We start from the raw sequence: 23,634 nt of genomic DNA, 5'->3' as shown, positions 1-23,634 counted from the left end.
AAATTTTCAGGCAGCCATTTTCCCACAAAAAGCAGCCTGAAACGCATTTTTGTTGTGCAGATGAAACGCTGTTTTCAGCCTTTTCCCCACAATCAACCCAAAGCCAATGATAATCTTGTATAATTGACACAATCTTACCCAATTTTCCACAAATGCGCTTGTGTTGAGCAGGGGCGGTTGGGGGTTTTACAGTGAATTTTTTTCAGGCAGCGTCCTGATAAATAACGGAAATTGCAATTATGAGCATCGGTTTATTGCGTACCTTGGCACAACAAAAAATTGTGCCACAAAACAACCTAGAAAAATACCAAACAGCCATCAAAGAAAACAAAAACATCATTCCCATGCTGGTTGCCGACAAAGTGATTACGCCCGATGGCTTGGCGGAATTGCTGTCCAAGCTGTTTAACTATCCCCAATTGGATTTAAACAGCATTCCACGCAGCAAAATCCTGACCGATGTGATGGACGAAAGTGCCATGCAAGAAAACCGTTGCGTCCCCATTTTCAAGCGCGGACGCAAAGTGTTTTTGGCGGTTTCCGACCCCACCCAGTTGCAGAATTTGCAAAAAGCCGTGTTTGCAAGTGGCTTGTCGCCCGATTTGGTGATTGTGCGCGATGACCAGTTGAGTACCGTATTGGAATGGTTCGGTCAAGCCAACGTGAGCCTGATTAAAGAAATGGGCATGGACGCGAGCTTGCAAGAACAAGCCGCCCAAACCATGATTGTGGACGGCGAAGAAGAAGACGGTCCTGTTGCCCGTTTCATTCAAAAGATTTTGTTTGACGCGGTCAATGGTGGCGCGTCCGATATTCACTTTGAGTTTTACGAATTTATGGCGCGTGTGCGTTGCCGCCAAGACGGTGTGTTGCGTGAAGTGGTGCAACCGCCCGTAAACTTACGCAGCCAGTTGGCATCGCGCATTAAAGTTATGGCAAAGCTGGACATTTCCGAAAAACGTGTCCCACAAGACGGACGCATTCAGTTGCAATTTTCCAAAGGCTCCAAAGCGATTGACTTTCGTGTGAACACCATGCCCTGCTTGTTTGGCGAAAAGGTGGTAATGCGTATTTTGAACTCAGACGCAGCCAGCCTGAACATCGACCAACTGGGCTTTGAAGATTTCCAGAAAAAATTGATTATGGACGCGATTTACCGTCCATACGGCATGGTGTTGGTAACAGGGCCTACGGGTTCAGGTAAAACCGTATCGCTCTACACCTGCCTGAACATTCTGAACACGGACGATGTGAACATTTCCACCGCCGAAGACCCCGCAGAGATTAACTTACCCGGTATCAACCAAGTCAATGTGAACGACAAACAAGGCTTGACCTTTGAAGCCGCACTCAAAGCCTTCTTGCGTCAAGACCCTGACATCATCATGATTGGTGAGATTCGCGACTTGGGTACGGCAGACATTGCGATTAAGGCAGCACAAACAGGTCATATGGTGTTTTCCACCTTGCACACCAATAACGCCCCTGCTACCTTGTCGCGTATGTTGAACATGGGGGTTGCGCCCTTTAATATTGCGTCAGCAGTGAATTTGATTATGGCACAACGTTTGGCGCGCCGTTTGTGTGCAGCCTGTAAAATGCCGATGGAGCGTCCGCCAGAAAAAGTGCTGTTGGACGCAGGTTTTACCAAAGAAGATTTGGCAAAAGATTGGACAATGTATCGCGCAGTGGGTTGCGATGCGTGTAAAGGCAAAGGTTACAAAGGTCGTGCAGGTTTGTACGAAGTCATGCCCATGACCGAAAAAATGAAAGCCGTGATTATGAAAGGCGGTACCGAAGTGGACATCGCCAACATTGCTTACGAAGAAGGTTTGGTGGATTTGCGCCGTTCGGGTTTGCTCAAAGTCATGCAAGGCATTACCACGCTGGACGAAGTCATCGCCACCACCAACGAATAATTTGAAAATCAAAGGGATAAATTATGGCAGCAGCAACAAAGTCTAAAAAGCCAGTTAAAAAAGCCGCACCCAAAGCCAAAGGTGCTGCCTTAAAACAAGAACCCAAAGAACGCGGCAATCGCTATCAATTTGAAGGGCGCAACACCCAAACCGAATCGGTGGTGCGCGGCGAAGTGGTTGCCAAAAACGAAGAAGAAGCCCGTCAGAAGCTGGCACGGCGCAGCATTAAGGTGTTGCAAATCACCAAAATGAAAAAACGCCGTGCCAAGAAAATCACGGCACAAGACATTACCGTGTTCACACGTCAGCTTTCCACCATGATGAAAGCAGGTTTGCCACTTATGCAAGCCTTTGACATTGTTGCAAAAGGTCATGCCAACGCCTCTATGACCCAATTGCTGATGAATGTACGCAACGACATTGAACAGGGTACGGCTTTGGGCGATGCCTTTGCGCGGCACCCCAAATATTTTGACAAATTCTATTGCAACTTGGTGGCAGCAGGTGAAGCAGGTGGTGTGTTGGACGCGCTTTTGGATAAGCTCGCCACTTATATGGAAAAAACCCAAGCCATTAAAAAGAAAGTGAAAAGTGCATTGGTTTACCCCATTTCGGTGGTGGTGGTGGCGATTGTGCTGGTGTTGGTGATGATGATGTTCGTGCTGCCTGAATTTAAAAAGGTGTATGACGGCATGGGCGCGAAACTGCCAGCCTTAACCCAATGGATGATGGACGCATCGGACTTTTTTGTGGCACAAGGTTGGATTGTGATTTTGGGTATGATTGGTGCGGTGGTGGGTGCAAGTTTTATCCACAAAAATTCACCAGCCGTGCAAAAACGTGTGGACGCGCTGTTGTTGAAATTGCCCATTTTTGGTGAAATCATTCGCAAAGCGACCATTGCGCGTTGGGCGCGTACCACAGCCACGCTGTTTACAGCAGGTGTGCCTTTGGTGGAAATTTTGGATTCGGTGGCAGGTGCGGCAGGCAACATCATTTATGAAGAAGCCACGCATGAAATCCGCAGCAAGGTGAATCAGGGTATTTCGCTGACTTCCGCCATGCAAGCAACTGATGTTTTCCCTAATATGGTGGTACAAATGGCATCAATTGGTGAAGAAGCAGGTTCTTTGGACGATATGTTAAACAAAGTTGCCGAATTTTACGAAGATGAGGTGGACAATGCGGTGGCGATGTTGTCATCATTGATGGAACCCATCATCATGGTGGTATTGGGCAGTATTGTGGGCGTGATTTTGATTGCCATGTACTTGCCATTGTTCAGCATGGGCGATGCTTTGGGTTAAGCTTAAAATCGCAATCAAAACAAATACTCCCCCTGATTGCAAGGGGGAGTATTTCACTATACAGAAAGAAAAAACATGAATATTGAAGTGCTGTTTGCGCTGATTTTGGGTTTATTGGTGGGCAGTTTTTTGAATGTGGTCATTTACAGGCTGCCTGTGATGATGGAAAACGATTGGACGCAATTTTCCAAAGAACATTTGGGCTTGATTCAGGAAAATGACCCGCAGCCTGAAAAATTCAATTTGATGACCCCACCATCTCGTTGTGGTAATTGCGGTTCGCCTGTGCGCCCTTGGCAAAATATGCCCATTATCAGTTGGTTGATTTTGCGTGGGAAATGTGCCAGTTGCCACACGCCCATTAGCATACGCTATCCTTTGGTGGAGTTGCTTACAGGTTTGCTGTTTGCGTTGGTGGCTTGGCAATATGGTTGGTCGCCGATTACCGTGTGGGGCTGCCTGTTTACCGCCTTTGTGATTGCACTGACTTTTATTGATGCAGACACGCAATATTTGCCCGACCAACTGACTATGCCATTGATTTGGTTGGGATTTTTGTTTAACTGGCACACGGGTTTCATCAGTTTGGAACAAGCGATGTTGGGTGCGGTGGTGGGCTACATGAGTTTGTGGATTTTGTCCAATGCCTACAAATTGTGGCGCGGTGTGGACGGCATGGGCGGTGGCGATTTCAAATTGTTGGCGGCGGTGGGGGCTTGGACGGGCTTGCAGAATTTGGCGGTGATTGTGCTGATGGCGGCTTGCGTGGGCATTGTGGCTGGCTTAATCAAACGTGTGGCAAAACAACAGCCTATGGCATTTGGTCCTTGTTTGGCAATTGCGGGGTGGATTGTGTTTGTGTGGCACGATAAGGTCTTGTATGGCGTGAATTGGTGGTTGCACAAATCGGGTTTTTAAAGCCACATTCTGTACACGGCAAAAAACGATTTTGCCTTTGGCGACTGAAAGTAAGCCAAATGCTTTTACGTTGAGTTTCGTTTTAAAAAATATTTCAGGCAGCCTGAAACCTGTGCAAAACCTACTTTTAAACTGACGTAGGGGCAGATATGAAATCTGCCCCTAGGAACCGAGTTTTGCAAAGGTTTTAGCCTTGTTTCAAATCACATCATGCAACATCACGCAACATCTTCTTCAAAATGGGCGAAATGAGCAGGAAAATCACACCCGCTCCCAAGCCCAATCCCAAAATCATGTAGTAAAAACCAAGCGGATTGGCTTCATCATAAAAATTGCCAAACAAAATGCCGCCCAAAGTCAAACCAATGGACAAACCCAAAAAGTTCAAGGCAATCATTTGTGTTTTGAAAAAATCGGGCGCAATTTTGGTTGCGAAAGAAAGTGAAATGGGCGAAATCATCAATTCGGCAACCGTTAGCACGCCCAAAGCAATCATGTACACCCAAATTGGCATGGGGCTGCCTGATTGAATGTGGTAAATGAAAAAGACGAAAGTTAAAGCCGCAAAAATCAAAGACAAAGCAAATTTCACGGGGTCGGACGGCGCATTTTTGCCCAATTTGCGCCACAATGCCGACATCGCGCCAGCCAAAGCAATCACCCAAAAACTTTGCATGGAAGGCTGCCACGCTTCGGGAAATTCAAATGAGCCAAACATGCGGTTTACGGTGGATTCAAAATAAATCATCAATGCGGTAAAGTTTTGGAAAAACAATGCCCAAAAAATGCAAATGCACACAAACAGGGGAATGTATGCCAAGATGTGTCCTTTTTTGACGCTGTCCACGCGCTTGTCGGTTAAAAGTCGTGCAAAATACAGGCAGGCAATCGCCAACACGCTGTAAAACAAGACCATTTTGAAATTGGTCAGTGTGATGAATCCCGATGCGATTACCGCCACCAACACCAGCACACCCATACCCAAACCGATGAGTGCCTGTTTTTTTTCTTGTGGATTTAATGGGTTGGGTGCGCTTTGGTGTTGCACCAACAGTTTGCGACCCAAGCTGTATTGAAACAAACCGAAACCCATGCCCACCGCCGCCGCGCCAAAACCGTAGTGGAAACCCACTTTGTTTTGCAACAAGCCTGTGATGAGTGGTCCCAAAAATGCGCCAATATTGATGGAAACGTAAAACAGTGAAAAACCCGAATCCCTTAAATGGCGGTATTGGTCGTTGTCGTACAACGAGCCGACCATGGAACTGACTGGGGCTTTCACGCCGCCGCTACCCAGTGCCACCAAAATCAAGCCGAAAATCAAGCCTTCTAGCCCTGGTACGATTGCCAACACAATGTGTCCTGCCATGATGACCATGCCTGAATAAAAAAGGGTGCGTTCTGCGCCCAACACGCGGTCGGCAATCCAGCCTGCACCCAAAGTTGCAACATAAATGCTGCCACTGTATGCGCCCATGATGCCGCCTGCAATGGCTTTGTCCATGCCCAAACCGCCATCGGTCATGGCGTAATACATGTAAAACAACAAAATGGCTTGCATACCATAATAGGAGAAACGTTCCCACAGCTCAACGTGGAACAGATTGCCCAATGCCCTTGGGTGTCCGAAAAACTGTTTTTCTTGTTGCATGCTAACACCTTTTGAATGTGATAAAGAATGTCATCATAAGTTAAGATTTTTGTTTTGGCAATGCAAATAAGATTGTCTTTCATTTTCTTGTTGGTTGGACAGTAACAATATTCAGGCTGAAACTTTTGCAAAACTCGGTTTGTAGGGGCAGATTTCATATCTGCCCCGTTTAGGGTCGCAGAAATTTTCATTCTTATCAATAGATTGAAAAAAGGGCGGATATGAAATCCGCCCCTACGTCAGTTTAAAAGTAGGTTTTGCAAAGGTTTCAGGCTGCCTGAAAACGCATGGACGGTGTTCAGGCAGCCTGTTTTTGTGGGGAAAGATTAGGCTTCTTGCATTGCCATCAAGCTGGCGTTACCCCCTGCGGCGGTGGTGTTGATGCTGCACGAAATTTCTTCGTACAAGGGTAACACATCCAAACCTTGTGTGGCATCAATCACGCGAATCAATGCGCCCGAACGGGCGGCAATGTCGTTTTTCAATGCCACGCTGGGTGCGTCCAATGCCACCAAATGCGCCACATGCGGTTCTTGTTCGGGGTAGGCACTCACTTTCAGGCTGTTGCCTGCCAAGTTGGCGATGTTTGCCAAAGGGTGCTGGTGTGTGACCACCACTTGCGTTCCCATCGCGGCAATGCGCATGAATGCCAACAAACTGCTTTCCAAATCGCCACCTTCCACATAAACCTGTTTGGGGGCGCGCCATGTCAATTCGTTGTGTTCGCCTGTTGGGCCTGTTAATTTCAGGCTGGCGCGGTGCAAGGCGTGAATGCGTGTTTCGCCCAATACGCCACCCAATTTCACTTGCATGTCGTGGGAAATGGGTAATTGATGAATCAGGCTTTCCAAAGCGTTCAGGCTGCCTGAATCGTTGGGGGCATACACCACGCCTTGCGGCAGACGCCACAATCCACCTTGGCTCAATTTTTGCAAATAGAATCCACCGCCTGCTTTCGGGCCCGTGCCAGATAAACCGTGTCCACCAAAAGGCTGAACACCCACCACTGCGCCCACAATATTGCGGTTCACATACACATTGCCCGCCTCAATGTTTTCTTGCACAAACGCCACCGTACGGTCAATGCGGCTGTGAATGCCGTGTGTGAGCGCGTAACCTTTGCTGTTGATTTGTTGGATTAAATCGCCCAACTGATTGGCACGATAACGCACAATGTGCAGCACAGGACCAAACACTTCGCGTTCTAATTGATGCAAATTGTCCAATTCAAAAGCAATGGGGGCAACAAAAGTGGCTTTGTCCGCATGGGCAGGCAGCTTGATTTCGTGGTAGGCTTTTGCCACCGTTTTCATCTTGTTGATGTGATTGAGCAAATTGCCTTGCGCCTCCGCGTCAATGACCGCACCGATGTCGGTGTCCAAATTCATCGGATTGCCCACGCGCAACTCATTCATCGCGCCCTTAATCATCGCAATCATGTGGTCGGCAACTTCCTCTTGCACACACAAAATCCGCAATGCCGAACAACGCTGACCTGCGCTGTCAAATGCCGAATTCAACACGTCCGCGCAAACCTGTTCTGCCAAAGCCGTGCTGTCCACAATCATCGCATTTTGACCGCCCGTTTCCGCAATCAACACGGGCAAATCTTCGCGTTTTGCCAAAGTTTGGTTGATGAGCTGCGCCACTTCGGTGGAACCCGTGAAAATCACGCCATTGATGTGTGGATTTTGCGTCAAAGCCGCCCCCACATCGCCTGTGCCCAACACCAACTGCAACACATCGCGTGGCACACCTGCCTCGTGCATGAGCTGCACCGCGCGATGGGCAATCAGGCTGGTTTGCTCGGCAGGTTTGGCAACAACCGCATTGCCCACCGCCAAAGCCGCTACCACTTCGCCTGTGAAAATCGCTAAAGGGAAATTCCATGGGCTAATCGCCACCAAAGTCCCCAAAGCGGTGCGTTCGGCGCAAGTCGTTTCGCATTCATCGGCATAATAGCGACAAAAATCAACCGCTTCACGAATTTCTGCGATGGCATTGTTCAGCGTTTTGCCTGCTTCGCGAATCGCCAACATCATCAATTCAGGCGCGTTTTGCTCATACAAATCGGCAATTTGACGCAAAATTTGGGCGCGTTCGCTGGCGGGTTTTTGCGACCAGATTTTTTCGGATTGTTTGGCTTGTTCAATCACTTGGGCGATGTGTTCCGCGCCAATAAACGCCACCGTGCCAACCACATCATCGTGATTGGCGGGGTTCAACACATTGTGTGCGGCTTGATGAACGTTTTTCAGGCTGCCTGAAACCAAAGAAACCGCATTGTGTGCCTTTTTGCTTGCCAAATTCATGGCATTTTGCAAATCGTGCAACACATTTTCATTTGATAAATCAAATCCTTGTGAATTGAGGCGTTGTTTGCCATATAAATGGCGCGGCAAAGGCAACACCGCATTGGGTTTGCCCAAAGTGTTTTGTTCCACCACGTCCAAAGGGCATTTGAGCAGACTGTCCACGCTGACGTGTTCGTCCACAATTTGATTGACAAATGAAGAATTTGCGCCATTTTCCAACAAGCGGCGCACCAAATACGCCAACAGCGTTTCATGCGTGCCAACGGGCGCGTAAATGCGAACGCGGCGACCCAAATTTTGTGCGCCAACCACTTGGTCGTAAAGCGTTTCGCCCATACCGTGCAGGCATTGAAATTCAAAATCTTTGTCTTTGCCAAATTCGTAAATTGCCGCCAAAGTGTAGGCATTGTGGGTGGCAAATTGGGGGAAGATGGCATCTTGCGCGTCCAACAATTTGCGTGCGCACGCCAAATAGCTCACATCGGTGTGGACTTTGCGCGTGTAAACGGGATAGCCGTCCATGCCGTCCACTTGCGCCCATTTGATTTCGCTGTCCCAATACGCGCCTTTGACCAAGCGTATCATCAATTTTTGCTGATTGCGTCTTGCCAAATCAATCAAATAATCAATCACATAGGGGCAACGTTTTTGGTAGGCTTGCACCACAAAACCCATGCCGTTAAAGCCTGCCAAATCGGGGTCGGAAACCAAGTTTTCCATCAAATCCAATGACAATTCAAGGCGATTGGCTTCTTCTGCGTCAATGTTTAAGCCGATGTTGTATTGTTTTGCCAATAAGAATAAGTCTTTGAGTTTGGGCAACAATTCGCTCATCACGCGATGATGTTGGGCGCGTGAATAGCGTGGGTGTATGGCGGACAATTTCACAGAAATGCCGTTGCCTTCGTAAATGCCTGCGTTTTGCGCGTCTTTGCCGATGGCGTGAATGGCGTTCACATAATCTTGGTAATAGCGGTCGGCATCGGCTTGGGTCATGGCGGCTTCGCCCAGCATGTCAAACGAGAAACGGTAGCCGAGTTTTTCGCGTTCTTTGCCGTTTTGCAGGGCTTCGTCTATGGTTTGACCTGTTACGAATTGTTTGCCGAGCATACGCATGGCGGCATCTACGCCTGCGCGGATTAAGGGCGCACCGCCTTTGCCCAAAATGCGGTTCAGGCTGCCTGAAAGATTGTCTTCACTGATTTTATTGCTGGTTAATTTGCCTGTAATCAGCAAGCCCCAAGCCGCCGCATTCACAAACAAACTGGGGCTGCGACCCAAATGTTTTTTCCAATCGCCACCTGATAATTTGTCTTGAATCAATTTGTTGCGCGTTTCGGCATCGGGAATGCGCAACAGGGCTTCTGCCAAACACATCAACGCCACGCCTTCATCGGTGGACAATTTAAATTCTTGCATGAGCGCGTCCACGCCACTGGCTTTGCTGCGGTCGGCGCGCACTTTTTTGACAAGAGAACGCGCCAAATTGTCGGTGGCGGTTTTTTCCGCATCGGACATTTTGGCGCGTTGTAACATATCGTTTACGGCTTCGGTTTCATCGCGGCGGTAAGCGGCGGTAATGGCTTGGCGCAATGGGTTTTTTTGGGCAATGTGAAATTGAAACATGATGAAAATCCTTTAAATTTTCAGGGTAAAAATCCACATTATTTTAACGCAAAAAGGCTGCCTGAAAAACGGTTTCAGGCAGCCTGAAATTTAAGAACCTGTATTCACAATCTCAATAGCTTGCTTTTATCGCCACTTCATGTGCCTACTGCGTTGGTTTTTCACGCCAATATGTTCAATGAAAATCCGCCTTGTATTCGCAAGAATGAACCATAAAATTAAGCCATCCATCTTATGAATAAAAGTTCTAAATCGCATTTTTCAATTCGCGCACCAATTTGCCAACGGCTTGAATTTCGCTGCCTGAATTTTGTTCAATTTCCAACACAATGCGGCTGCCCACAATCACCGCATCGGCAACGCTGGCAATTTGCGCCGCGCTTGCCGCATCGCTGATGCCAAATCCCACCCCAATCGGAATGCGAATGTGGCGGCGCAAAACGGTCAATTTTTCAGCCACCGCTTGCGTGTTCAGTTGCGCTGAACCTGTTACGCCTTTGAGCGACACATAATACACAAATCCGCTTGCATATTGTGCAATTTGGGCAATGCGCGTTTCGGTGGTGGTGGGGGCAACCAAGAAAATGCAATCCACGCCATTTTTTTGCAATTCGCTTTGCAAGGGGGCGATGGTTTCAATGGGATTGTCCACCGTCAAAACGCCATCTACGCCAGCTTGGGCGGCGGCTTGGGCAAATTGGGCATAACCCATTTTGTGAATGGGGTTCAAATAGCCCATCAGCACCACGGGTGTGTGTTGATTTTGTTGGCGAAATTGGGCTACGGCTTGCAACACATCTTTCAAACCCACACCATTTTGCAAGGCGCGTTCTACGGCACGTTGAATGGTTGCGCCATCTGCCATGGGGTCGGAAAAGGGAATGCCCAATTCCAAAATGTCTGCGCCATTGGCAACCATGGCGTGCATCAATTCAACGGTGGTAGCAAGATTGGGGTCGCCTGCTGTGATGTAGGGAATCAAGGCTTTGCGCTCGCCCAAGGCGGCAAAAGTGGTTTGAATGCGGCTCATGGTGTGTCCTTTCGCATATTTTTGATGGGAAAATGCGATTATATTGCAAATGCCCCATCATCATAAAAAAATGCGCGTACTCAATCACAAGCACGCGCCAAAACCAAATGATATAGGGAAAAAATTCAACAAAATGTTGAATGTGTGTTTATTATCCAAGCAGCCTGAAAAACGGTCAATCAGCAAGTGATTGGCTTTTGATGTAACGCAAATTTTCAGGCAGCCTGAACGCCCATCAAAACCCGTTTTCCAAAATGATGTGTCCCGCCAATTTATTGCGGTGCATGGCAAAACCCATGTCCAGCAAAGTTTTGAAGGTATCTTGCACCATTTCGGGGTTGCCGCAAATCATGAAACGGCTGTGTTCCTTGTCAAAATTCAAGCCGAAAGCCTGCGATAAACTGCCATTTTTCAAACTTTCAGGCAGCCTGAAATGCAAAGTGTCGGCATCGGTTTCGCGCGTGGTCATCGGCACAAAACGCAAACGCGAAACGTATTCGCCCACCAAAGGGTGTTCGGCAAATTGGGCAATTTCATCGTTGAAAATCAAATCATTGCGATAAGAAACACAATGCGCCAAAGCCAGCGTGTCAAATCGCTGCCAAATTTCAGGCTGGTGCAGCATAGACAAAAACGGCGCAATGCCCGAACCCGTTGATAACATGATTAAATCGCGCCCATCAGGAAAACGCTGCGGCAAGAAAAAGCCCTGTGCCGTTTTGTCCAACAAAATCGTGTCGCCTGCTTGAAGTTGAGCAAAATGCGCGGAAATTTCGCCATTTTCAATTAAAATCACAAAAAATACCAATGTGTCATCGTATTCAGCCGATGTAACCGAATAAGCCCGCCAAATGTAGCCATGTTCGCCCACACGAAAACCCAAACGCGCAAATTGCCCCGCCGAAAAGCGAAAATGCTCGGGGCGCGTAATGGCGAAAGTCAAATGTTTGGGGCTGTGTTTTTTCAGCCACAATACGGTTTCTTCGGTGAATTTTTGTTCGCTGCTCATGATGTGTGTGTCCATTTTCAGGCAGCCTGAAAAAAGCGTTTCAGGCAGCCAAGTTGATTCAAATGGGCTTATTTTAGCAAAAAAACCAGCATTGCGAACCAATCTCATTTTGGCGATTGGGCATTTGGCTCAAATGCTTGTTTTGGCATGATATGTTGTTTTTACGCAACGAGAAGGCGGCAAACCGTCCACGCATTTTGTTTTCAATAAAATACTTTATATTTCAAATATTTATGTGGATGTGCGAATGCAAGTTGGCACATTTTTTTGGCACAAAATTCAGCCTGCCAAACGCCAAATTGCCCTGAACACACCGTCCAGCTTAATTTCTTGTCGTGTTTTTTGAAACATAGTACAATTTAGAAAATTTGGTTTTCCGCAACAAGCCTTATAACTTAAAGCGGTGCTGAATCTCGTAAACGTGGCAGAAAAACCATTTTCTGCCGTCCTTTTTTCAATTGAGGGAATAACATGACTAAACAGCTGAAATTAAGCGCAATGATGGTTGCATTGTTGGCTTCTGCGGGTGCAATGGCACACGATGTTCACGGCTACACCATCAGCGAACAATCTGGCAAAGTGGTACGCAACAACTATGGCGAGTGCTGGGAAAACAACCATTTGGATAAAGCCACAAACGGCTTGGCAGAGTGTGGCGATAAAGAAGCCGCACCAGCTCCTGTACCTGTGCCACCACCTGCACCTGTTTATGAAGACCGCGTAGAATCTTTGTCTTCCAACTTCTTGTTTGGCTTTGATAAAGATGTATTGCGCCCACAAGCCTTGCAAACCTTGAACCAATTGGCAGGTCGCTTGAACAACGCCGATGTTCAATCTGCGCGTGTTGAAGGTCATACCGACTTTATGGGTAAAGACCAATACAACCAAGCCCTGTCTGAACGCCGCGCCAATGTGGTGGCAAACTACTTGGTTAGCCAAGGTGTGCCTGCTGCCAAAATTTCTGCTGTGGGCTTTGGTGAAAGCCAAGCGCGTATGACCGCACAATGTCAAGCAGAAGTGGCTAAATTGGGCAAAAAAGTGTCTGCTGCGAAGAAACGCGCCACATTGATTGCATGTATTGAACCTGACCGCCGCGTAGATGTTCGCATTCGCGCATTGGTTCGTGAGCGTGTTCAATAATCATTTGCCATAAAGTGATTTGATGACAACGGATTTTGTATTTCGGTACAAAATCCGTTTTTTATTGGTTTTCAGCCTGAAAAAAACTCAATCATGCGCCAGCGCATCAATCGGATTGAGTTTGGAGGCATTTTTTGCAGGCATGTAGCCAAATACCACGCCAATCGCCGTAGAACACAACACCGCGCCCACAATAGACGCTGTGGAAAACGACATCGCAAAATCCTTCACAAAATGATTGAACACCGCCGCCAAGCCAAATGAAATCAACACACCAGCCACGCCACCAATCACACACAATAAAATCGCTTCAATCAAAAACTGTTGCAAAATATTGCTTTGTCGTGCACCGATTGCCATGCGTACGCCAATTTCTTTGGTGCGCTCGGTTACGGAAACCAGCATGATGTTCATCACGCCAATGCCACCCACCACCAATGAAATCAATGCGATAGATGAAATCAACATCGTCATGGTGCCTGTGGTGTTTTGCACCATTTGTTTGATGCTGTCGCTGTTTCGCATGAAAAAATCTTGTGTGCCGTGCCGTGAAATCAGCATTTCTTGTATGCCTTTTTCTGCCACTTGCGAATCCACATGGTCTTTCACTTTCACGGCTATGCTGCTGATGTGTTTTTCGCCACTAATCTGGTTCATCAGCGTGGTGTAGGGCGTGTACAAACTCAAATTGTCTGAACCCGTCATCATATTGGTTTCTTGTTTTGCCAATACGCCAATCACAATCAGGGGGCGTTTGTGGAACAGCAGGGTTTGTCCGATTGGATTTTCGCCATTGGAAAACAACTGCTTGGCGGTGTTGTCGTCAATCACGACCACTTGGGCATTGTTTTTGACATCGCTGGCATCAAACAGCCTGCCTGAACCCAATTTTAAGCCGCGTACATCAAAATACTGTTCGCCTGCGCCATAAAGGTTTGCCGATAATGAGACATTTTCGTAAGTGAGCGTGCCGCCTGTGCTGGTAGATGGGGTGGTGCTTTCCACATAACTCAATTTGGCAAGGGCTTGGCTGTCGGCAATGGTCAGGGTTTTGATGCGGCTGCGGTTGCGGTCGCCAAAGCCACTACCAGGGAAGATGGAAATGGTGTTTGTACCCATGCTGTTGATGTCTTTAAGGATTTTTTCTTGCGAGCCTTTGCCCAATGCCACCACCGACACCACCGCCGCAATGCCGATGATAATCCCCAACATGGTCAAAAGCGAACGCATTTTGTGCGCCACAATCGCTTGAATGGACATGGAACAGGCTTCGGCAAATTGGTCTTTGTAAAAACCCAAGCCGTGTTTTTCTTGAATGCTTTGCACATTGCTGGATTGAATTTCTTGGGTTTTGCTGGTGTCGGCAATGATTTCGCCATCTTTGATTTCAATGACGCGATTGGCTTGGGCGGCGATATTCGGGTCGTGCGTTACCATGATGATGGTGTGTCCATCGGCATAGAGCTGATGAATGATTTGCATCACGTTTTCGCCACTGCCTGAATCCAATGCGCCTGTGGGTTCGTCTGCGAAAATGATTTCGCCACCGTTCATCAGGGCGCGGGCGATGGAAACGCGCTGTTGTTGTCCGCCCGACAATTCGCTGGGTTTGTTGTTTTCTTTGCCTTTTAAGCCCAATTTGTCCAACAATAAATTGGCGCGTTGGCTGCGCGTGGCGTGGTCTATGCCTGCATACACGGAGGGCAGGGCGACATTGTCTCGCGCGGAAATGGCACTCAATAAGTTGTATCTTTGAAAAATAAAGCCAAAACGTTTGCGGCGCATGGCGGCAAGTTCATCTGCCGACATTTGGGAGGTTTCTGTGCCTGCAATGGCGTAAGTGCCTGATGTGGGCGTGTCCAGCAAGCCCAAAATGTTCATCAGCGTGGATTTGCCCGAACCCGATTGCCCGATAATCGCCACAAAATCGCCTTTTTCTATGCTGATGTTGATGTTTTTTAAAACGTGAACGCGGTTGTCGCCTTCACCAAAATAACGGTTGATGTTTTTGCATTCAATTAAAGCCATGTTTTTGATTTTCTTTTTAAATTTTGAAAATGGGGTTTCAGGCTGCCTGTAATCTGTTCCCTTCCACGTTGGCGAGAGAAGGTTAGGGTTGCAACATCACAAATTGTGGTGTGCCGCAAAGCTGCCTGAAAAATCAACGTGGGCGACCACCCATAGGCGGCATATTTTGCTGTTTGGCTTTTTCTCCTGCGCCCATTTCCGACATAATCAACTGTTCGCCCTCGTTTAAGCCAGCCTGAATTTCCGTGTTCATGCTGTCGCGCAAACCCGTTTGGATTTCTTTTTCAATCGGTTTTTGGTCTGCGCCCAAAATGCGGACGATTTTCTTACCCTGTTGATTTTTAATTGCAATGCTGGGTACAACCAACACATCGCTTGCGCTGGCAATTTCAATCGTGTTTTGCGTGGTCATGCCGATGGCGAGTTTACCGTTGTCGTTTGGCACGGTGGCGCGCGCGTAATAATAAACTGCGCTGGAAGTGGTGTCGGTGGATTTGCTGTAATTGCCTTGCGACATGGTGGTTAAACCAGGGTCTATGCTGTCCAAAGTGGCGGAAATGGGCGCATCGGGTTCCGACAAAATCGTGAAACTGATGTTTTGCCCTGCCTGAACTTTGGTGGCGTCCCCTTCGGCAATTTGCATTTTATTGAGCATGGTGGACAAATTGGCGATTTGCACCACCGTGGGTGTGGTTTGATTGGCGTTGATGGTTTGCCCTTCTTCCACCACCAAAGCCACAACCGTGCCATTGATGGGGGCGGTAATGCGCGTGTAGCCCAAATCCGTTTCGCTGGTGTTGATGGCGATTTGGGTTTGTTTGATGGAAGATTGCAATTCTTTGATGCGGGCTTTTGCGCTGGCGAGCGCGTCTTCGGTTTGTTCCATTTCTTCTTTGGAAACCGCGCCTGCTTTGCCCAATTCGGCATAGCGACTGTGTTTTTTCAGGGCGGTTTTTAAGGCGATTTCAGCCGAAGCCAGTTGTGCTTGAAAGGTTTCCAAACGGGCGCGATTGGTATTTAAATCATTGATTTGAGAGCGGTTATCAATTTCCGCAATCAAATCGCCCTGTTGCACCACATCGCCAATTTTAACGTGCATTTTTTTGATTTGACCCGATACCTGTGCGCCCACGTCCACCAGTTGCGAAGCCGACAATTCGCCTGTTGCGGAAACGGTTTGGCTGATTTTGCCGCGTTTAACGGGTTCGGTGATGTAGGCAATTTCGTTTTTGGGTTGGAATTGGGAATAGGCAAAATAGCCACCGCCGCCCAAAATGGCAGCCGCAATCAGGGCTTTGATGAGTTTGTTCATGGAAAACCTTTAATTTGAGAAATATTTATGCTGATGATTTTGTTGAGATAAAACCGCTATTTTACCGAAAAGGCTGCCTGAAACCAAGTCTTGAATGGGGTGTGAAGATGGGTAAGTTTTTGATAATTTGGGATTTTGGTGGTGGTGTTTTACATGATTTTGGCTAATTTTGAAGTGCAATAACATTTTCAGGCTGCCTGAAAATGCTTGGGGCAATGGTTTGGTATTTTGGGGCTATCCAGTATAATTTTGTCCATACCATTTACCCACCATGCCAGATTATGATACCCCACGATTTTATTGACGACCTGCTTGCCCGCACCGATATTGTTGATGTGATTGAACAATACGTTCCGCTCAAAAAAGGTGGTGCCAATTACATGGCGTGTTGCCCGTTTCACAAGGAAAAATCGCCCAGTTTTTCAGTCAGCCCCAGCAAGCAGTTTTACCATTGTTTTGGTTGTGGCGCACACGGCTCGGCTATCGGCTTTATCATGGAACATCAGGGCATGAGCTTTGTGGAGGCGGTGCAACTGCTCGCCGACCGCGTGGGCATGACCGTGCCGCAAGTGCGTGGCGTATCCGCTCCCAGCCCCGAAGTACGCGCCGCCAAAAAACAGCAACAGCAAACTTTGGAAAGCACCGTTCAGGCTGCCTGCGATTTTTATCAACAACAATTAAATCATAATCAAGCGGCTTTGAATTATGTGCAACAACAACGCGGTTTGTCGCCCGAAATCATCGCGCATTATGGCATAGGCTATGCGCCTGATGATTGGCGGGCTTTGGCGCAAATCGCGCAACCTTATCCCAACACCGCCTTGCTGGAAAGCGGCATGGTGCTGGACAATGAAGGCAAACAGTACGACCGTTTTCGCCACCGCATCATGTTTCCCATACGCGGTGTGAGCGGCAATGTCATCGGCTTTGGTGGGCGCGTGCTGGACGACAGCAAACCCAAATACCTCAATTCGCCCGATACCCCATTGTTTGACAAAGGCAAAAATCTGTATGGCTTGTATGAAGCGCGACAGGCAATTAAAGATGTGGGGCGGATTTTGGTGGTGGAAGGCTATATGGACGTGGTGGCATTGGCGCAATTTGGCATAGGCTATGCCGTTGCCGCTTTGGGTACGGCAACCACTGCCGAACACATCAAATTGCTGTTTCGCCACAGCGACAGCGTGTATTTTTGTTTTGATGGCGATGGGGCAGGGCGCAAGGCGGCATGGCGGGCTTTGGAAAACGCCTTGCCACAATTAAAAGACGATAAATCGCTGCATTTTCTGTTTTTGCCTGCCGAACACGACCCCGACAGTTTTGTGCGCCAACACGGTGCAGCGCGGTTTGAAGAAGCCTTGTTGCACCAAAGCAAGCCGTTTTCAGCCTATTTTTGGGACGTGCTAACCGAAAACAGCGACATGACCAGCCAAGAGGGTAAGGCGGAATTGGTCAAACACGCCGCGCCTTTGTTGCGTCAAATCACGCAAGCGCCTACTTTGTTGTATTTGCTCAAACAAAAATTGAGCGAAATCACGGGCATAGACCCAAACAATTTGGCGCATTTGATGGGGCAGGCGGCTCCCAAACGCCATGTTGCCGCCAAATCGTATCAGTTGCCGCAGGAAACGTTCAGGCAGCCTGAAATGCTGAATTTGGCGCAAAAACAAATTCGCACTTTGCTGTTTCACCCCGAATGGGCAAACGATGTGCTGTTTCCCGATTATTTGGCGGTGCAAGATGATGTGGCGTGTTTGTTGGCGTTGGCGGATTTGTATCAGAAAAATCAACATATTGGCACGGCACAGGCTCTGGAATATTTCCGCGATACGCCATTTATGCCGATTTTGGAACACATTTTCCGCCACGCGCTGCAACCCGACAACGATTGGGACGATGACAGCGAAGAAGCCAAAATCAGCTTTGCCGATGGCATGATGAAATTGGTGCAAAACTTGAAATTGGCACAAGTGAATATTTTGAAAGAAAAAAGCATTTCAGGCAGCCTGAATGCGGCAGAAACGCAGTTGTTGATGCAATTATTGATGAGATGAGGTTTTGCCAATCGGAAAGGGCGTGAAATCATGTTGAAAAAAATCATGTTTTTATCGGTGTGCTGTGTGGGCAACGCTGCGTGGTCGCAAGGCATTTGGGTGGACAATCAACACGAAAAAGCCAGCCAAAACATCACACAATGGGCAAACAAACTGGATAATTGGTTTGGCGAACCCAATCCCGATGACCCTGCTTCTGCCACCTTGCGCGTGATGGTGGACACGCATTGGCATCAGCACGATGGCGTGAAAGTGAAACCGCGTGTGCGTGGCAATGTGCGTTTGCCCACGCTCAAAGAGAAAGTCAGCGTGGTGTTTGGCGATGAAACTTTGGACAATGAAATTTTGGACAGCAGCCGCGATGCACACCATTGGGTTTACCGTGATGCAAAAAAATTCAATCAAAAACAAAGCCGTGATGAAAACTCATCGTTGGCTTTGCGTTGGGGCAATTTGAATCGGCATTGGGGCGTACAAACCGATGCCGATGTGGGGGTGCGTTCAGGCAGCGATGTGTATTTGCGCTTGAAAGCCAAAAAAGATGTTTATCAAAACCAAGATTTGACCACCCAAGTATCGCAAATTTATCGCTATGGCGTAAAAAGCAAACATTTTGCCCGCAGCAGCATTGAAATACAAAAACAACAAAGCCCCAATGTGTTGATTGCCAATCACACCCATGCCGATTATGTGCATCACAAAGGCGAAAAAGGCTGGTCGTGGGGCAACAGCACTTATCGCCAACATCATTTTAGCGGTTCGCGCCGCCTGAATTATGGCATTCAGGCAAGCGGCGCAATCGGCGGCAGCAAACATCAATTCAACAGCTACGGCATTTTTGCCAGTTGGCGACAACCCGTGTGGCGAAATTGGCTGTTTGCCCAAACCGAAGTGCAGTATGCCAACAACCGCGATGAAAAGCGCAAACATTATCCCAGTGGCATGTTGCGTTTGGAAGCGATTTTCTGATTTCAGGCTGCCTGAAAAATAATTGTTTTCAGGCAGCCTTTTTCCACTATAATTCACTTTTCACATTTTGATTTAGGATAAAATCATGGCAGATTTCAATCAAATCTTGGACGCAGGCGATGTGGACAACGGCATCATCAACGTGGTTATTGAAATTCCCGAAGGCAGCACCCACAAAATTGAATGGGACAGAAAAAATGCCGTTATGAAACTTGACCGCGTAGAACCCCAAATTTTCGCCAAACCCACCAACTACGGTTTCATTCCCCAAACTTTGGACGAAGATGGCGATGAATTGGACGCGCTGATTATCACACGTCAGCCCTTGCCCACAGGCATTTATATGCAAGCGCGTGTGATTGGCGTGATGAAATTTGTTGATGATGGCGAAGTGGACGACAAAATCGTGGTGGTACCCGCCGATGACCGCGATGCAGGCAATGAAATCAAAACTTTGGCAGATTTGCCCGCCCAGCTCATCAAACAAATTGAGTTTCATTTCAACAACTACAAAGCCCTGAAAAAAGCAGGCAGCACCAAAGTAGAACATTGGGGCGACATTGAAGAAGCCAAACAAGTGATTCGTGAATCACAAGCACGTTGGAAAAACCAATAATTTCACATAGTTTCAATCAAATGGGCAGGCAAAGCGTCTGCCCATTTTGTGATTTTGCCCCATAAAAAACCAATCCGTTTGCCACTTGATGATTGCGGCAAACGGATTGGTTTTTCGGTTTTGAGTAATGTTTTGCATAAGAATCAATAAGCCAATAAGCAAACTCCAAATCAAATCAAACAAAAATAAAGGGGGAGGGATTCATGACATCAACAACGGCTTTGCTGATGTGCGCCATTATACCTAAATAAAAATAACTATCAATACCTAAACTTGACAAATTCAGTCAAGATAAATCATTTTTTTGATTTTGTTGATAAAAAACTTAAAAACATGATGTTGTGAACTTAACGTATAATGCACATCATGATTGAATGAATTTTTTCAGGCAGCCTGAAAGATTTTTGAAAATGAAAAGACATTTGGTTTGCTTTTGGAAAAAAATCGGTTCAGGCAGCCTGAAACCTTTGTAATTGATGGATTTTTATGCAAAACACATTTCACACCGTTTCCCAAGATTTGCTCCACGCCAACCACATTTCTGCCGAAATTTTGGCGAAAAATTTGGCATTGATTGGCACACATCACGTTGATTATGCCGATATTTATTGCCAACGCACCGCCTTTGAAAGCTGGCATTTGGACGAGGGCATGGTCAAATCGGGCAGCTTTCACATTGACCAAGGCGTAGGCGTACGCGCGGTGTCGGGCGACAAAACCGCCTTTGCCTATGCCGACAGCCTCAATGCCGAGGCAATTCAACGTGCTGCCGAAACGGTTAAAGTCATCGGTGCGGCGGGCAATCACACGCCCATTCGTGTGGCGCAACCCGTTTTCAGCCAGCCTGTACACGGCGCGTTCAATCCCATTCAGTCGTTGGAATCGGCGCAAAAAGTGGCTTTATTGCAAAAAATTGAACAACTTGCCAAAGCCGCCGACCCACGCATTGTGCAAGTTATGGCAGGATTAACTTGCGAACACGATTTGGTTTACATTGCCCGTTTGGATGGCAAACACGCTGCCGACATTCGCCCTTTGGTGCGTTTGAGTTTAACCGTGATTGCCAAACAAGGCGACCGCCGCGAACAAGGCAGCGCAGGCGGTGGCGGTCGTGTGGATTTGGGCTTTTTCAGCGATGAAAAATTGAAAGAATATGTGCAACACGCTGTGCAACAGGCACTCATCAATTTAGAGGCACGTCCAGCCCCTGCTGGCGCGATGACGGTGGTGTTGGGCAACGGTTGGCCGGGTGTGTTGTTGCACGAGGCGGTGGGGCATGGTTTGGAAGGCGATTTCAATCGCAAACAAACCAGCGTGTTTTCAGGCAAAATGGGCGAACGTGTGGCGGCAAAAGGCGTTACCGTGATAGACCAAGGCAACATGCCCAACCAGCGCGGCAGCCTGAATTTGGACGATGAAGGCAATCCCACCAGCCGCACCGTATTGATTGAAGACGGCATTTTAACAGGCTATATGCAAGATGAAATGAACGCACGTTTAATGGGCATGGCGGTTACAGGCAATGGGCGGCGCGAAAGTTATTCGTCTGTGGTGATGCCACGCATGACCAACACATTTATGGAAAACGGCAGCCACGAGCCACAAGAAATCATTGAATCCATTGATAAAGGCATTTATGCCGTCAATTTTGGCGGTGGGCAAGTGGACATCACAAGCGGAAAATTTGTGTTTTCAGCCAGCGAAGCGTGGTGGGTGGAAAAAGGCAAATTGCTTTATCCCGTCAAAGGCGCGACCATCATTGGGAGCGGTTCGGAAGTGCTGAAACACGTTTCCATGATAGGCAACGATACCGCTTTGGATACAGGCATTGGCATGTGTGGCAAAGAAGGTCAAAGCGTGCCAGTGGGCGTGGGGCAACCGACTTTGCGCGTGGACGCAGGTTTAACAGTAGGTGGCAGCGAAATGTGATTTTCAGGCTGCCTGAATTGTGGGGAGCAAGCCATTGTTCCCCATTATTTGTTTTCATTTTTGGAAATGTGATTTCATAAAATTGCCATTCCATTTTGATGAATAAGAATCTACCATACGCACATTCTGATTCCAAAACGAGCGCATTTTTATGAAACACTTATTCAAATCCACCGCCATTGCCTTGGCAATCACTTTATCTTTTGGCAATGTGGCAGCCGCCAAAACCCCCAATCAATTCATCATCAGCCAGCCAGCAAAAGTCGCCATCAGCCAAATCAAAACCCTTGATGGCTTAACTCTGCACCTGCAAAAAGACATTCCAAATACCAAGCCCAAAGCCGTTGTTGTGATTTCACACGGCTTGGCAAGCCATTCTGGGGTGTTTGGCGAGTTTGCCAAAACGATGAACCAAAACGACATTGCCGTATATCGCTTTGACCATCGTGGACACGGCAAATCAGACGGACGAGACTCAATTCACATCAAAAGCTATTTTGAAATGGTGGAAGATTTACGTCTTGTAGTGGAAAAAGCCAAAGCGGAAAGCCCAAATACGCCTGTGTTTGTGCTGGGGCATTCAATGAGCGGACGGTTTTATTTTGGCGGCAGGTGTGTTGCGGTATAACCAAATGAATTTTGGGCATTTGCCACGACCAGAACCCAAAGACAGCTTTGTTAGCGGAATGGTGGCGATGACCACGCTGAATTTACCCTTTAATGGCGAGGGGTTATCGCTGGGTGGCGACCCGTTAATGTTAGACAAATTCTCCGTTTCATTCCTCAACAGTTTTAAAGAAGGCATTGCCTATTTAAAAGACAATGACGACAAATTTACCGCCCCTGTGCTACTTATCAGCGGTAACAAAGATTTGTTTGTCGTACCCAAAGATGCCATTGATTTTTATAACGAAACCAACTCGTTAGATAAAAGTTTGATTTTATATCCCAATTTCGGGCATTTGTTGATGTTGGAAAACGGTGGGCAAAAGATTAATGATGATGTGGCAGAGTGGATTGGGGAGAGGGTTAAGTAAAAAAGGGGAGAAGAGACACCATTTTTGGGGAAACGGTGTTTTTTTTATTTTACATAGCTTTTTTTTAGAAATCATAAGTTTCCCACTTTACTGTCAATTGGTACCAAATTAAAAAATGTACCTTTTGAAGTTACGCCGCAAATATAAGGCTGGGGTTAGGGTTTTCATAAAAAAACTCCTTATTTATACCATTCCAAAATCGCAATTAAAATTACCATTACCATCATCAATTCTTATTCCTTTAATCAATTTGGCGGTATTGTTATGAGATAGCTTAATTTTTTCTGTTTCCCAACTTTCCAAAACTGGGTCTTTTATACCAATGCTCTTTTTTGGTATTCTTTTTAGGTCTTGGTTAATTTTATTTTGAACAGTTTCATTTTTGTAGGTAACATAAGTTATAATATTCTTTGGAATATTTAATTTTAAAATGGATATTACACAAAAAGCCATTAAATACATTCCCTGTAATTGTTGAATAACTTTCTCAAATTCATCATAAGTCAGTTTACTTTTCATTTCAATAATATGAAGTGATAATGATTGATGATTTTTGTCTAAGACAACAAAAGCACCTTCTGCACATTTTTTACTTTTTAATGACCATAATGGCGTATTTTGGTCTTTGGCTTTAATGATTAAAACATCATTTTCTGATTGAAAATCACAAACGCCTTTACCGCCATCTTTTTTCTCGATAATAGAAAATTTTCCTTTACTGGTTTGATGAATGTGGACAAAATCCTGATTGAATAATTGTAACAAATCGTGCAT

General features: G+C 47.0%; 20 protein-coding genes. 12 read left to right on the top strand and 8 right to left on the bottom strand.

What is annotated here, in order from left to right; translation table 11 throughout:
• Nucleotides 1-239 precede the first annotated feature (239 nt).
• The 3 genes from pilB to H3L97_RS11060 all read left to right on the top strand — a co-directional run bounded on the left by pilB (nucleotide 240) and on the right by H3L97_RS11060 (nucleotide 4,144).
• Nucleotides 240-1,919, top strand: coding sequence for a type IV-A pilus assembly ATPase PilB (gene pilB / locus H3L97_RS11070; protein ID WP_097114839.1), 1,680 nt, complete (start codon nucleotides 240-242; stop codon nucleotides 1,917-1,919).
• Nucleotides 1,920-1,942: 23 nt separating this feature from the next.
• Nucleotides 1,943-3,226 carry a type II secretion system F family protein gene (locus H3L97_RS11065; protein ID WP_097114840.1) on the top strand — a complete coding sequence of 428 codons (1,284 nt, stop codon included), beginning with the start codon at nucleotides 1,943-1,945 and terminating at the stop codon, nucleotides 3,224-3,226.
• Between the two features lie 75 nt (nucleotides 3,227-3,301).
• Entirely contained in the window at nucleotides 3,302-4,144 is an 843-nt protein-coding gene (locus H3L97_RS11060; RefSeq protein ID WP_097114841.1) for a prepilin peptidase, read from the top strand.
• 208 nt (nucleotides 4,145-4,352) lie between these two features.
• Here H3L97_RS11060 and H3L97_RS11055 read toward each other — a convergent pair whose 3' ends face one another.
• The 4 genes from H3L97_RS11055 to H3L97_RS11040 all read right to left on the bottom strand — a co-directional run bounded on the left by H3L97_RS11055 (nucleotide 4,353) and on the right by H3L97_RS11040 (nucleotide 11,775).
• On the bottom strand, nucleotides 4,353-5,795 hold the full coding sequence (locus H3L97_RS11055) for a peptide MFS transporter (RefSeq protein ID WP_097114842.1): 1,443 nt from the start codon (nucleotides 5,793-5,795) through the stop codon (nucleotides 4,353-4,355).
• A 326-nt stretch (nucleotides 5,796-6,121) separates the two neighbouring features.
• Nucleotides 6,122-9,736 (bottom strand): bifunctional proline dehydrogenase/L-glutamate gamma-semialdehyde dehydrogenase PutA, encoded by a 3,615-nt coding sequence (gene putA / locus H3L97_RS11050; RefSeq protein WP_097114843.1) that lies wholly within the window; start codon nucleotides 9,734-9,736, stop codon nucleotides 6,122-6,124.
• Nucleotides 9,737-9,983: 247 nt separating this feature from the next.
• The gene (trpA, locus tag H3L97_RS11045; protein WP_097114844.1) at nucleotides 9,984-10,766 is read right to left on the bottom strand and encodes a tryptophan synthase subunit alpha; all 783 of its coding nucleotides are present in this window, start codon (nucleotides 10,764-10,766) and stop codon (nucleotides 9,984-9,986) included.
• 235 nt (nucleotides 10,767-11,001) lie between these two features.
• Nucleotides 11,002-11,775: a ferredoxin--NADP reductase gene (locus H3L97_RS11040; RefSeq protein ID WP_097114845.1), complete on the bottom strand. Its 774-nt coding sequence runs from the start codon at nucleotides 11,773-11,775 to the stop codon at nucleotides 11,002-11,004.
• Between H3L97_RS11040 and H3L97_RS11035 the strand changes: the two genes are divergently transcribed.
• Together H3L97_RS11035 and H3L97_RS11030 are read left to right on the top strand one after the other, a co-directional pair.
• Entirely contained in the window at nucleotides 11,774-11,926 is a 153-nt protein-coding gene (locus H3L97_RS11035; protein WP_182073075.1) for a hypothetical protein, read from the top strand. The two genes, H3L97_RS11040 and H3L97_RS11035, sit on opposite strands and share 2 nt — an antisense overlap.
• Nucleotides 11,927-12,246: 320 nt before the next feature.
• Nucleotides 12,247-12,915, top strand: a complete 669-nt coding sequence (locus H3L97_RS11030; RefSeq protein WP_097114846.1) for an OmpA family protein — start codon at nucleotides 12,247-12,249, stop codon at nucleotides 12,913-12,915.
• Between the two features lie 87 nt (nucleotides 12,916-13,002).
• Here the strand turns inward: H3L97_RS11030 and H3L97_RS11025 are convergent, their stop codons facing one another.
• Both H3L97_RS11025 and H3L97_RS11020 read right to left on the bottom strand, forming a co-directional pair.
• Nucleotides 13,003-14,943, bottom strand: a complete 1,941-nt coding sequence (locus H3L97_RS11025) for a MacB family efflux pump subunit (protein WP_097114847.1) — start codon at nucleotides 14,941-14,943, stop codon at nucleotides 13,003-13,005.
• Between the two features lie 133 nt (nucleotides 14,944-15,076).
• The gene (locus H3L97_RS11020) at nucleotides 15,077-16,255 is read right to left on the bottom strand and encodes an efflux RND transporter periplasmic adaptor subunit (protein WP_097114848.1); all 1,179 of its coding nucleotides are present in this window, start codon (nucleotides 16,253-16,255) and stop codon (nucleotides 15,077-15,079) included.
• 14 nt (nucleotides 16,256-16,269) lie between these two features.
• Here H3L97_RS11020 and H3L97_RS11015 point away from each other — a divergent pair, with 14 nt between their 5' ends.
• The 4 genes from H3L97_RS11015 to H3L97_RS11000 all read left to right on the top strand — a co-directional run bounded on the left by H3L97_RS11015 (nucleotide 16,270) and on the right by H3L97_RS11000 (nucleotide 19,894).
• Nucleotides 16,270-16,422, top strand: a complete 153-nt coding sequence (locus H3L97_RS11015) for a hypothetical protein (RefSeq protein ID WP_179655877.1) — start codon at nucleotides 16,270-16,272, stop codon at nucleotides 16,420-16,422.
• A gap of 114 nt (nucleotides 16,423-16,536) precedes the next feature.
• Nucleotides 16,537-18,309, top strand: coding sequence for a DNA primase (dnaG, locus tag H3L97_RS11010; RefSeq protein WP_097114849.1), 1,773 nt, complete (start codon nucleotides 16,537-16,539; stop codon nucleotides 18,307-18,309).
• A gap of 30 nt (nucleotides 18,310-18,339) precedes the next feature.
• Complete coding sequence (locus tag H3L97_RS11005) at nucleotides 18,340-19,278, top strand: hypothetical protein (protein ID WP_097114850.1); 939 nt, start codon at nucleotides 18,340-18,342, stop codon at nucleotides 19,276-19,278.
• 85 nt (nucleotides 19,279-19,363) lie between these two features.
• Nucleotides 19,364-19,894, top strand: coding sequence for an inorganic diphosphatase (locus tag H3L97_RS11000; protein ID WP_097114851.1), 531 nt, complete (start codon nucleotides 19,364-19,366; stop codon nucleotides 19,892-19,894).
• 12 nt (nucleotides 19,895-19,906) lie between these two features.
• On the opposite strand, the gene H3L97_RS12105 is transcribed toward H3L97_RS11000, so the two are convergent.
• Nucleotides 19,907-20,032: a hypothetical protein gene (locus H3L97_RS12105; RefSeq protein WP_257011026.1), complete on the bottom strand. Its 126-nt coding sequence runs from the start codon at nucleotides 20,030-20,032 to the stop codon at nucleotides 19,907-19,909.
• Between the two features lie 348 nt (nucleotides 20,033-20,380).
• Between H3L97_RS12105 and tldD the strand changes: the two genes are divergently transcribed.
• The 3 genes from tldD to H3L97_RS11850 all read left to right on the top strand — a co-directional run bounded on the left by tldD (nucleotide 20,381) and on the right by H3L97_RS11850 (nucleotide 22,860).
• Nucleotides 20,381-21,823, top strand: a complete 1,443-nt coding sequence (gene tldD, locus H3L97_RS10995; protein WP_097114852.1) for a metalloprotease TldD — start codon at nucleotides 20,381-20,383, stop codon at nucleotides 21,821-21,823.
• Nucleotides 21,824-21,974: 151 nt separating this feature from the next.
• Nucleotides 21,975-22,451: an alpha/beta fold hydrolase gene (locus H3L97_RS11855; RefSeq protein WP_218839692.1), complete on the top strand. Its 477-nt coding sequence runs from the start codon at nucleotides 21,975-21,977 to the stop codon at nucleotides 22,449-22,451.
• 19 nt (nucleotides 22,452-22,470) lie between these two features.
• The gene (locus H3L97_RS11850) at nucleotides 22,471-22,860 is read left to right on the top strand and encodes a serine aminopeptidase domain-containing protein (RefSeq protein WP_218839693.1); all 390 of its coding nucleotides are present in this window, start codon (nucleotides 22,471-22,473) and stop codon (nucleotides 22,858-22,860) included.
• Between the two features lie 183 nt (nucleotides 22,861-23,043).
• Here H3L97_RS11850 and H3L97_RS10985 read toward each other — a convergent pair whose 3' ends face one another.
• Nucleotides 23,044-23,634, bottom strand: coding sequence for a hypothetical protein (locus H3L97_RS10985; protein WP_143269179.1), 591 nt, complete (start codon nucleotides 23,632-23,634; stop codon nucleotides 23,044-23,046).

Source organism: Alysiella filiformis, from assembly GCF_014054525.1.
GTDB classification, from domain to species: domain Bacteria; phylum Pseudomonadota; class Gammaproteobacteria; order Burkholderiales; family Neisseriaceae; genus Simonsiella; species Simonsiella filiformis.
This window is presented reverse-complemented; position numbering and strand designations above follow the sequence as displayed.

What these genes read in the sequence shown, in the direction of transcription:
- pilB (WP_097114839.1), top strand. Translation starts at nt 240, where the DNA reads ATGAGCATCGGTTTATTGCGTACCTTGGCACAACAAAAAATTGTGCCA.
- H3L97_RS11065 (WP_097114840.1), top strand. Translation starts at nt 1,943, where the DNA reads ATGGCAGCAGCAACAAAGTCTAAAAAGCCAGTTAAAAAAGCCGCACCC.
- H3L97_RS11060 (WP_097114841.1), top strand. Translation starts at nt 3,302, where the DNA reads ATGAATATTGAAGTGCTGTTTGCGCTGATTTTGGGTTTATTGGTGGGC.
- H3L97_RS11055 (WP_097114842.1), bottom strand. Translation starts at nt 5,795, where the DNA reads ATGCAACAAGAAAAACAGTTTTTCGGACACCCAAGGGCATTGGGCAAT.
- putA (WP_097114843.1), bottom strand. Translation starts at nt 9,736, where the DNA reads ATGTTTCAATTTCACATTGCCCAAAAAAACCCATTGCGCCAAGCCATT.
- trpA (WP_097114844.1), bottom strand. Translation starts at nt 10,766, where the DNA reads ATGAGCCGCATTCAAACCACTTTTGCCGCCTTGGGCGAGCGCAAAGCC.
- H3L97_RS11035 (WP_182073075.1), top strand. Translation starts at nt 11,774, where the DNA reads ATGATGTGTGTGTCCATTTTCAGGCAGCCTGAAAAAAGCGTTTCAGGC.
- H3L97_RS11040 (WP_097114845.1), bottom strand. Translation starts at nt 11,775, where the DNA reads ATGAGCAGCGAACAAAAATTCACCGAAGAAACCGTATTGTGGCTGAAA.
- H3L97_RS11030 (WP_097114846.1), top strand. Translation starts at nt 12,247, where the DNA reads ATGACTAAACAGCTGAAATTAAGCGCAATGATGGTTGCATTGTTGGCT.
- H3L97_RS11025 (WP_097114847.1), bottom strand. Translation starts at nt 14,943, where the DNA reads ATGGCTTTAATTGAATGCAAAAACATCAACCGTTATTTTGGTGAAGGC.
- H3L97_RS11020 (WP_097114848.1), bottom strand. Translation starts at nt 16,255, where the DNA reads ATGAACAAACTCATCAAAGCCCTGATTGCGGCTGCCATTTTGGGCGGC.
- dnaG (WP_097114849.1), top strand. Translation starts at nt 16,537, where the DNA reads ATGATACCCCACGATTTTATTGACGACCTGCTTGCCCGCACCGATATT.
- H3L97_RS11005 (WP_097114850.1), top strand. Translation starts at nt 18,340, where the DNA reads ATGTTGAAAAAAATCATGTTTTTATCGGTGTGCTGTGTGGGCAACGCT.
- H3L97_RS11000 (WP_097114851.1), top strand. Translation starts at nt 19,364, where the DNA reads ATGGCAGATTTCAATCAAATCTTGGACGCAGGCGATGTGGACAACGGC.
- H3L97_RS12105 (WP_257011026.1), bottom strand. Translation starts at nt 20,032, where the DNA reads ATGCAAAACATTACTCAAAACCGAAAAACCAATCCGTTTGCCGCAATC.
- tldD (WP_097114852.1), top strand. Translation starts at nt 20,381, where the DNA reads ATGCAAAACACATTTCACACCGTTTCCCAAGATTTGCTCCACGCCAAC.
- H3L97_RS11855 (WP_218839692.1), top strand. Translation starts at nt 21,975, where the DNA reads ATGAAACACTTATTCAAATCCACCGCCATTGCCTTGGCAATCACTTTA.
- H3L97_RS10985 (WP_143269179.1), bottom strand. Translation starts at nt 23,634, where the DNA reads ATGCACGATTTGTTACAATTATTCAATCAGGATTTTGTCCACATTCAT.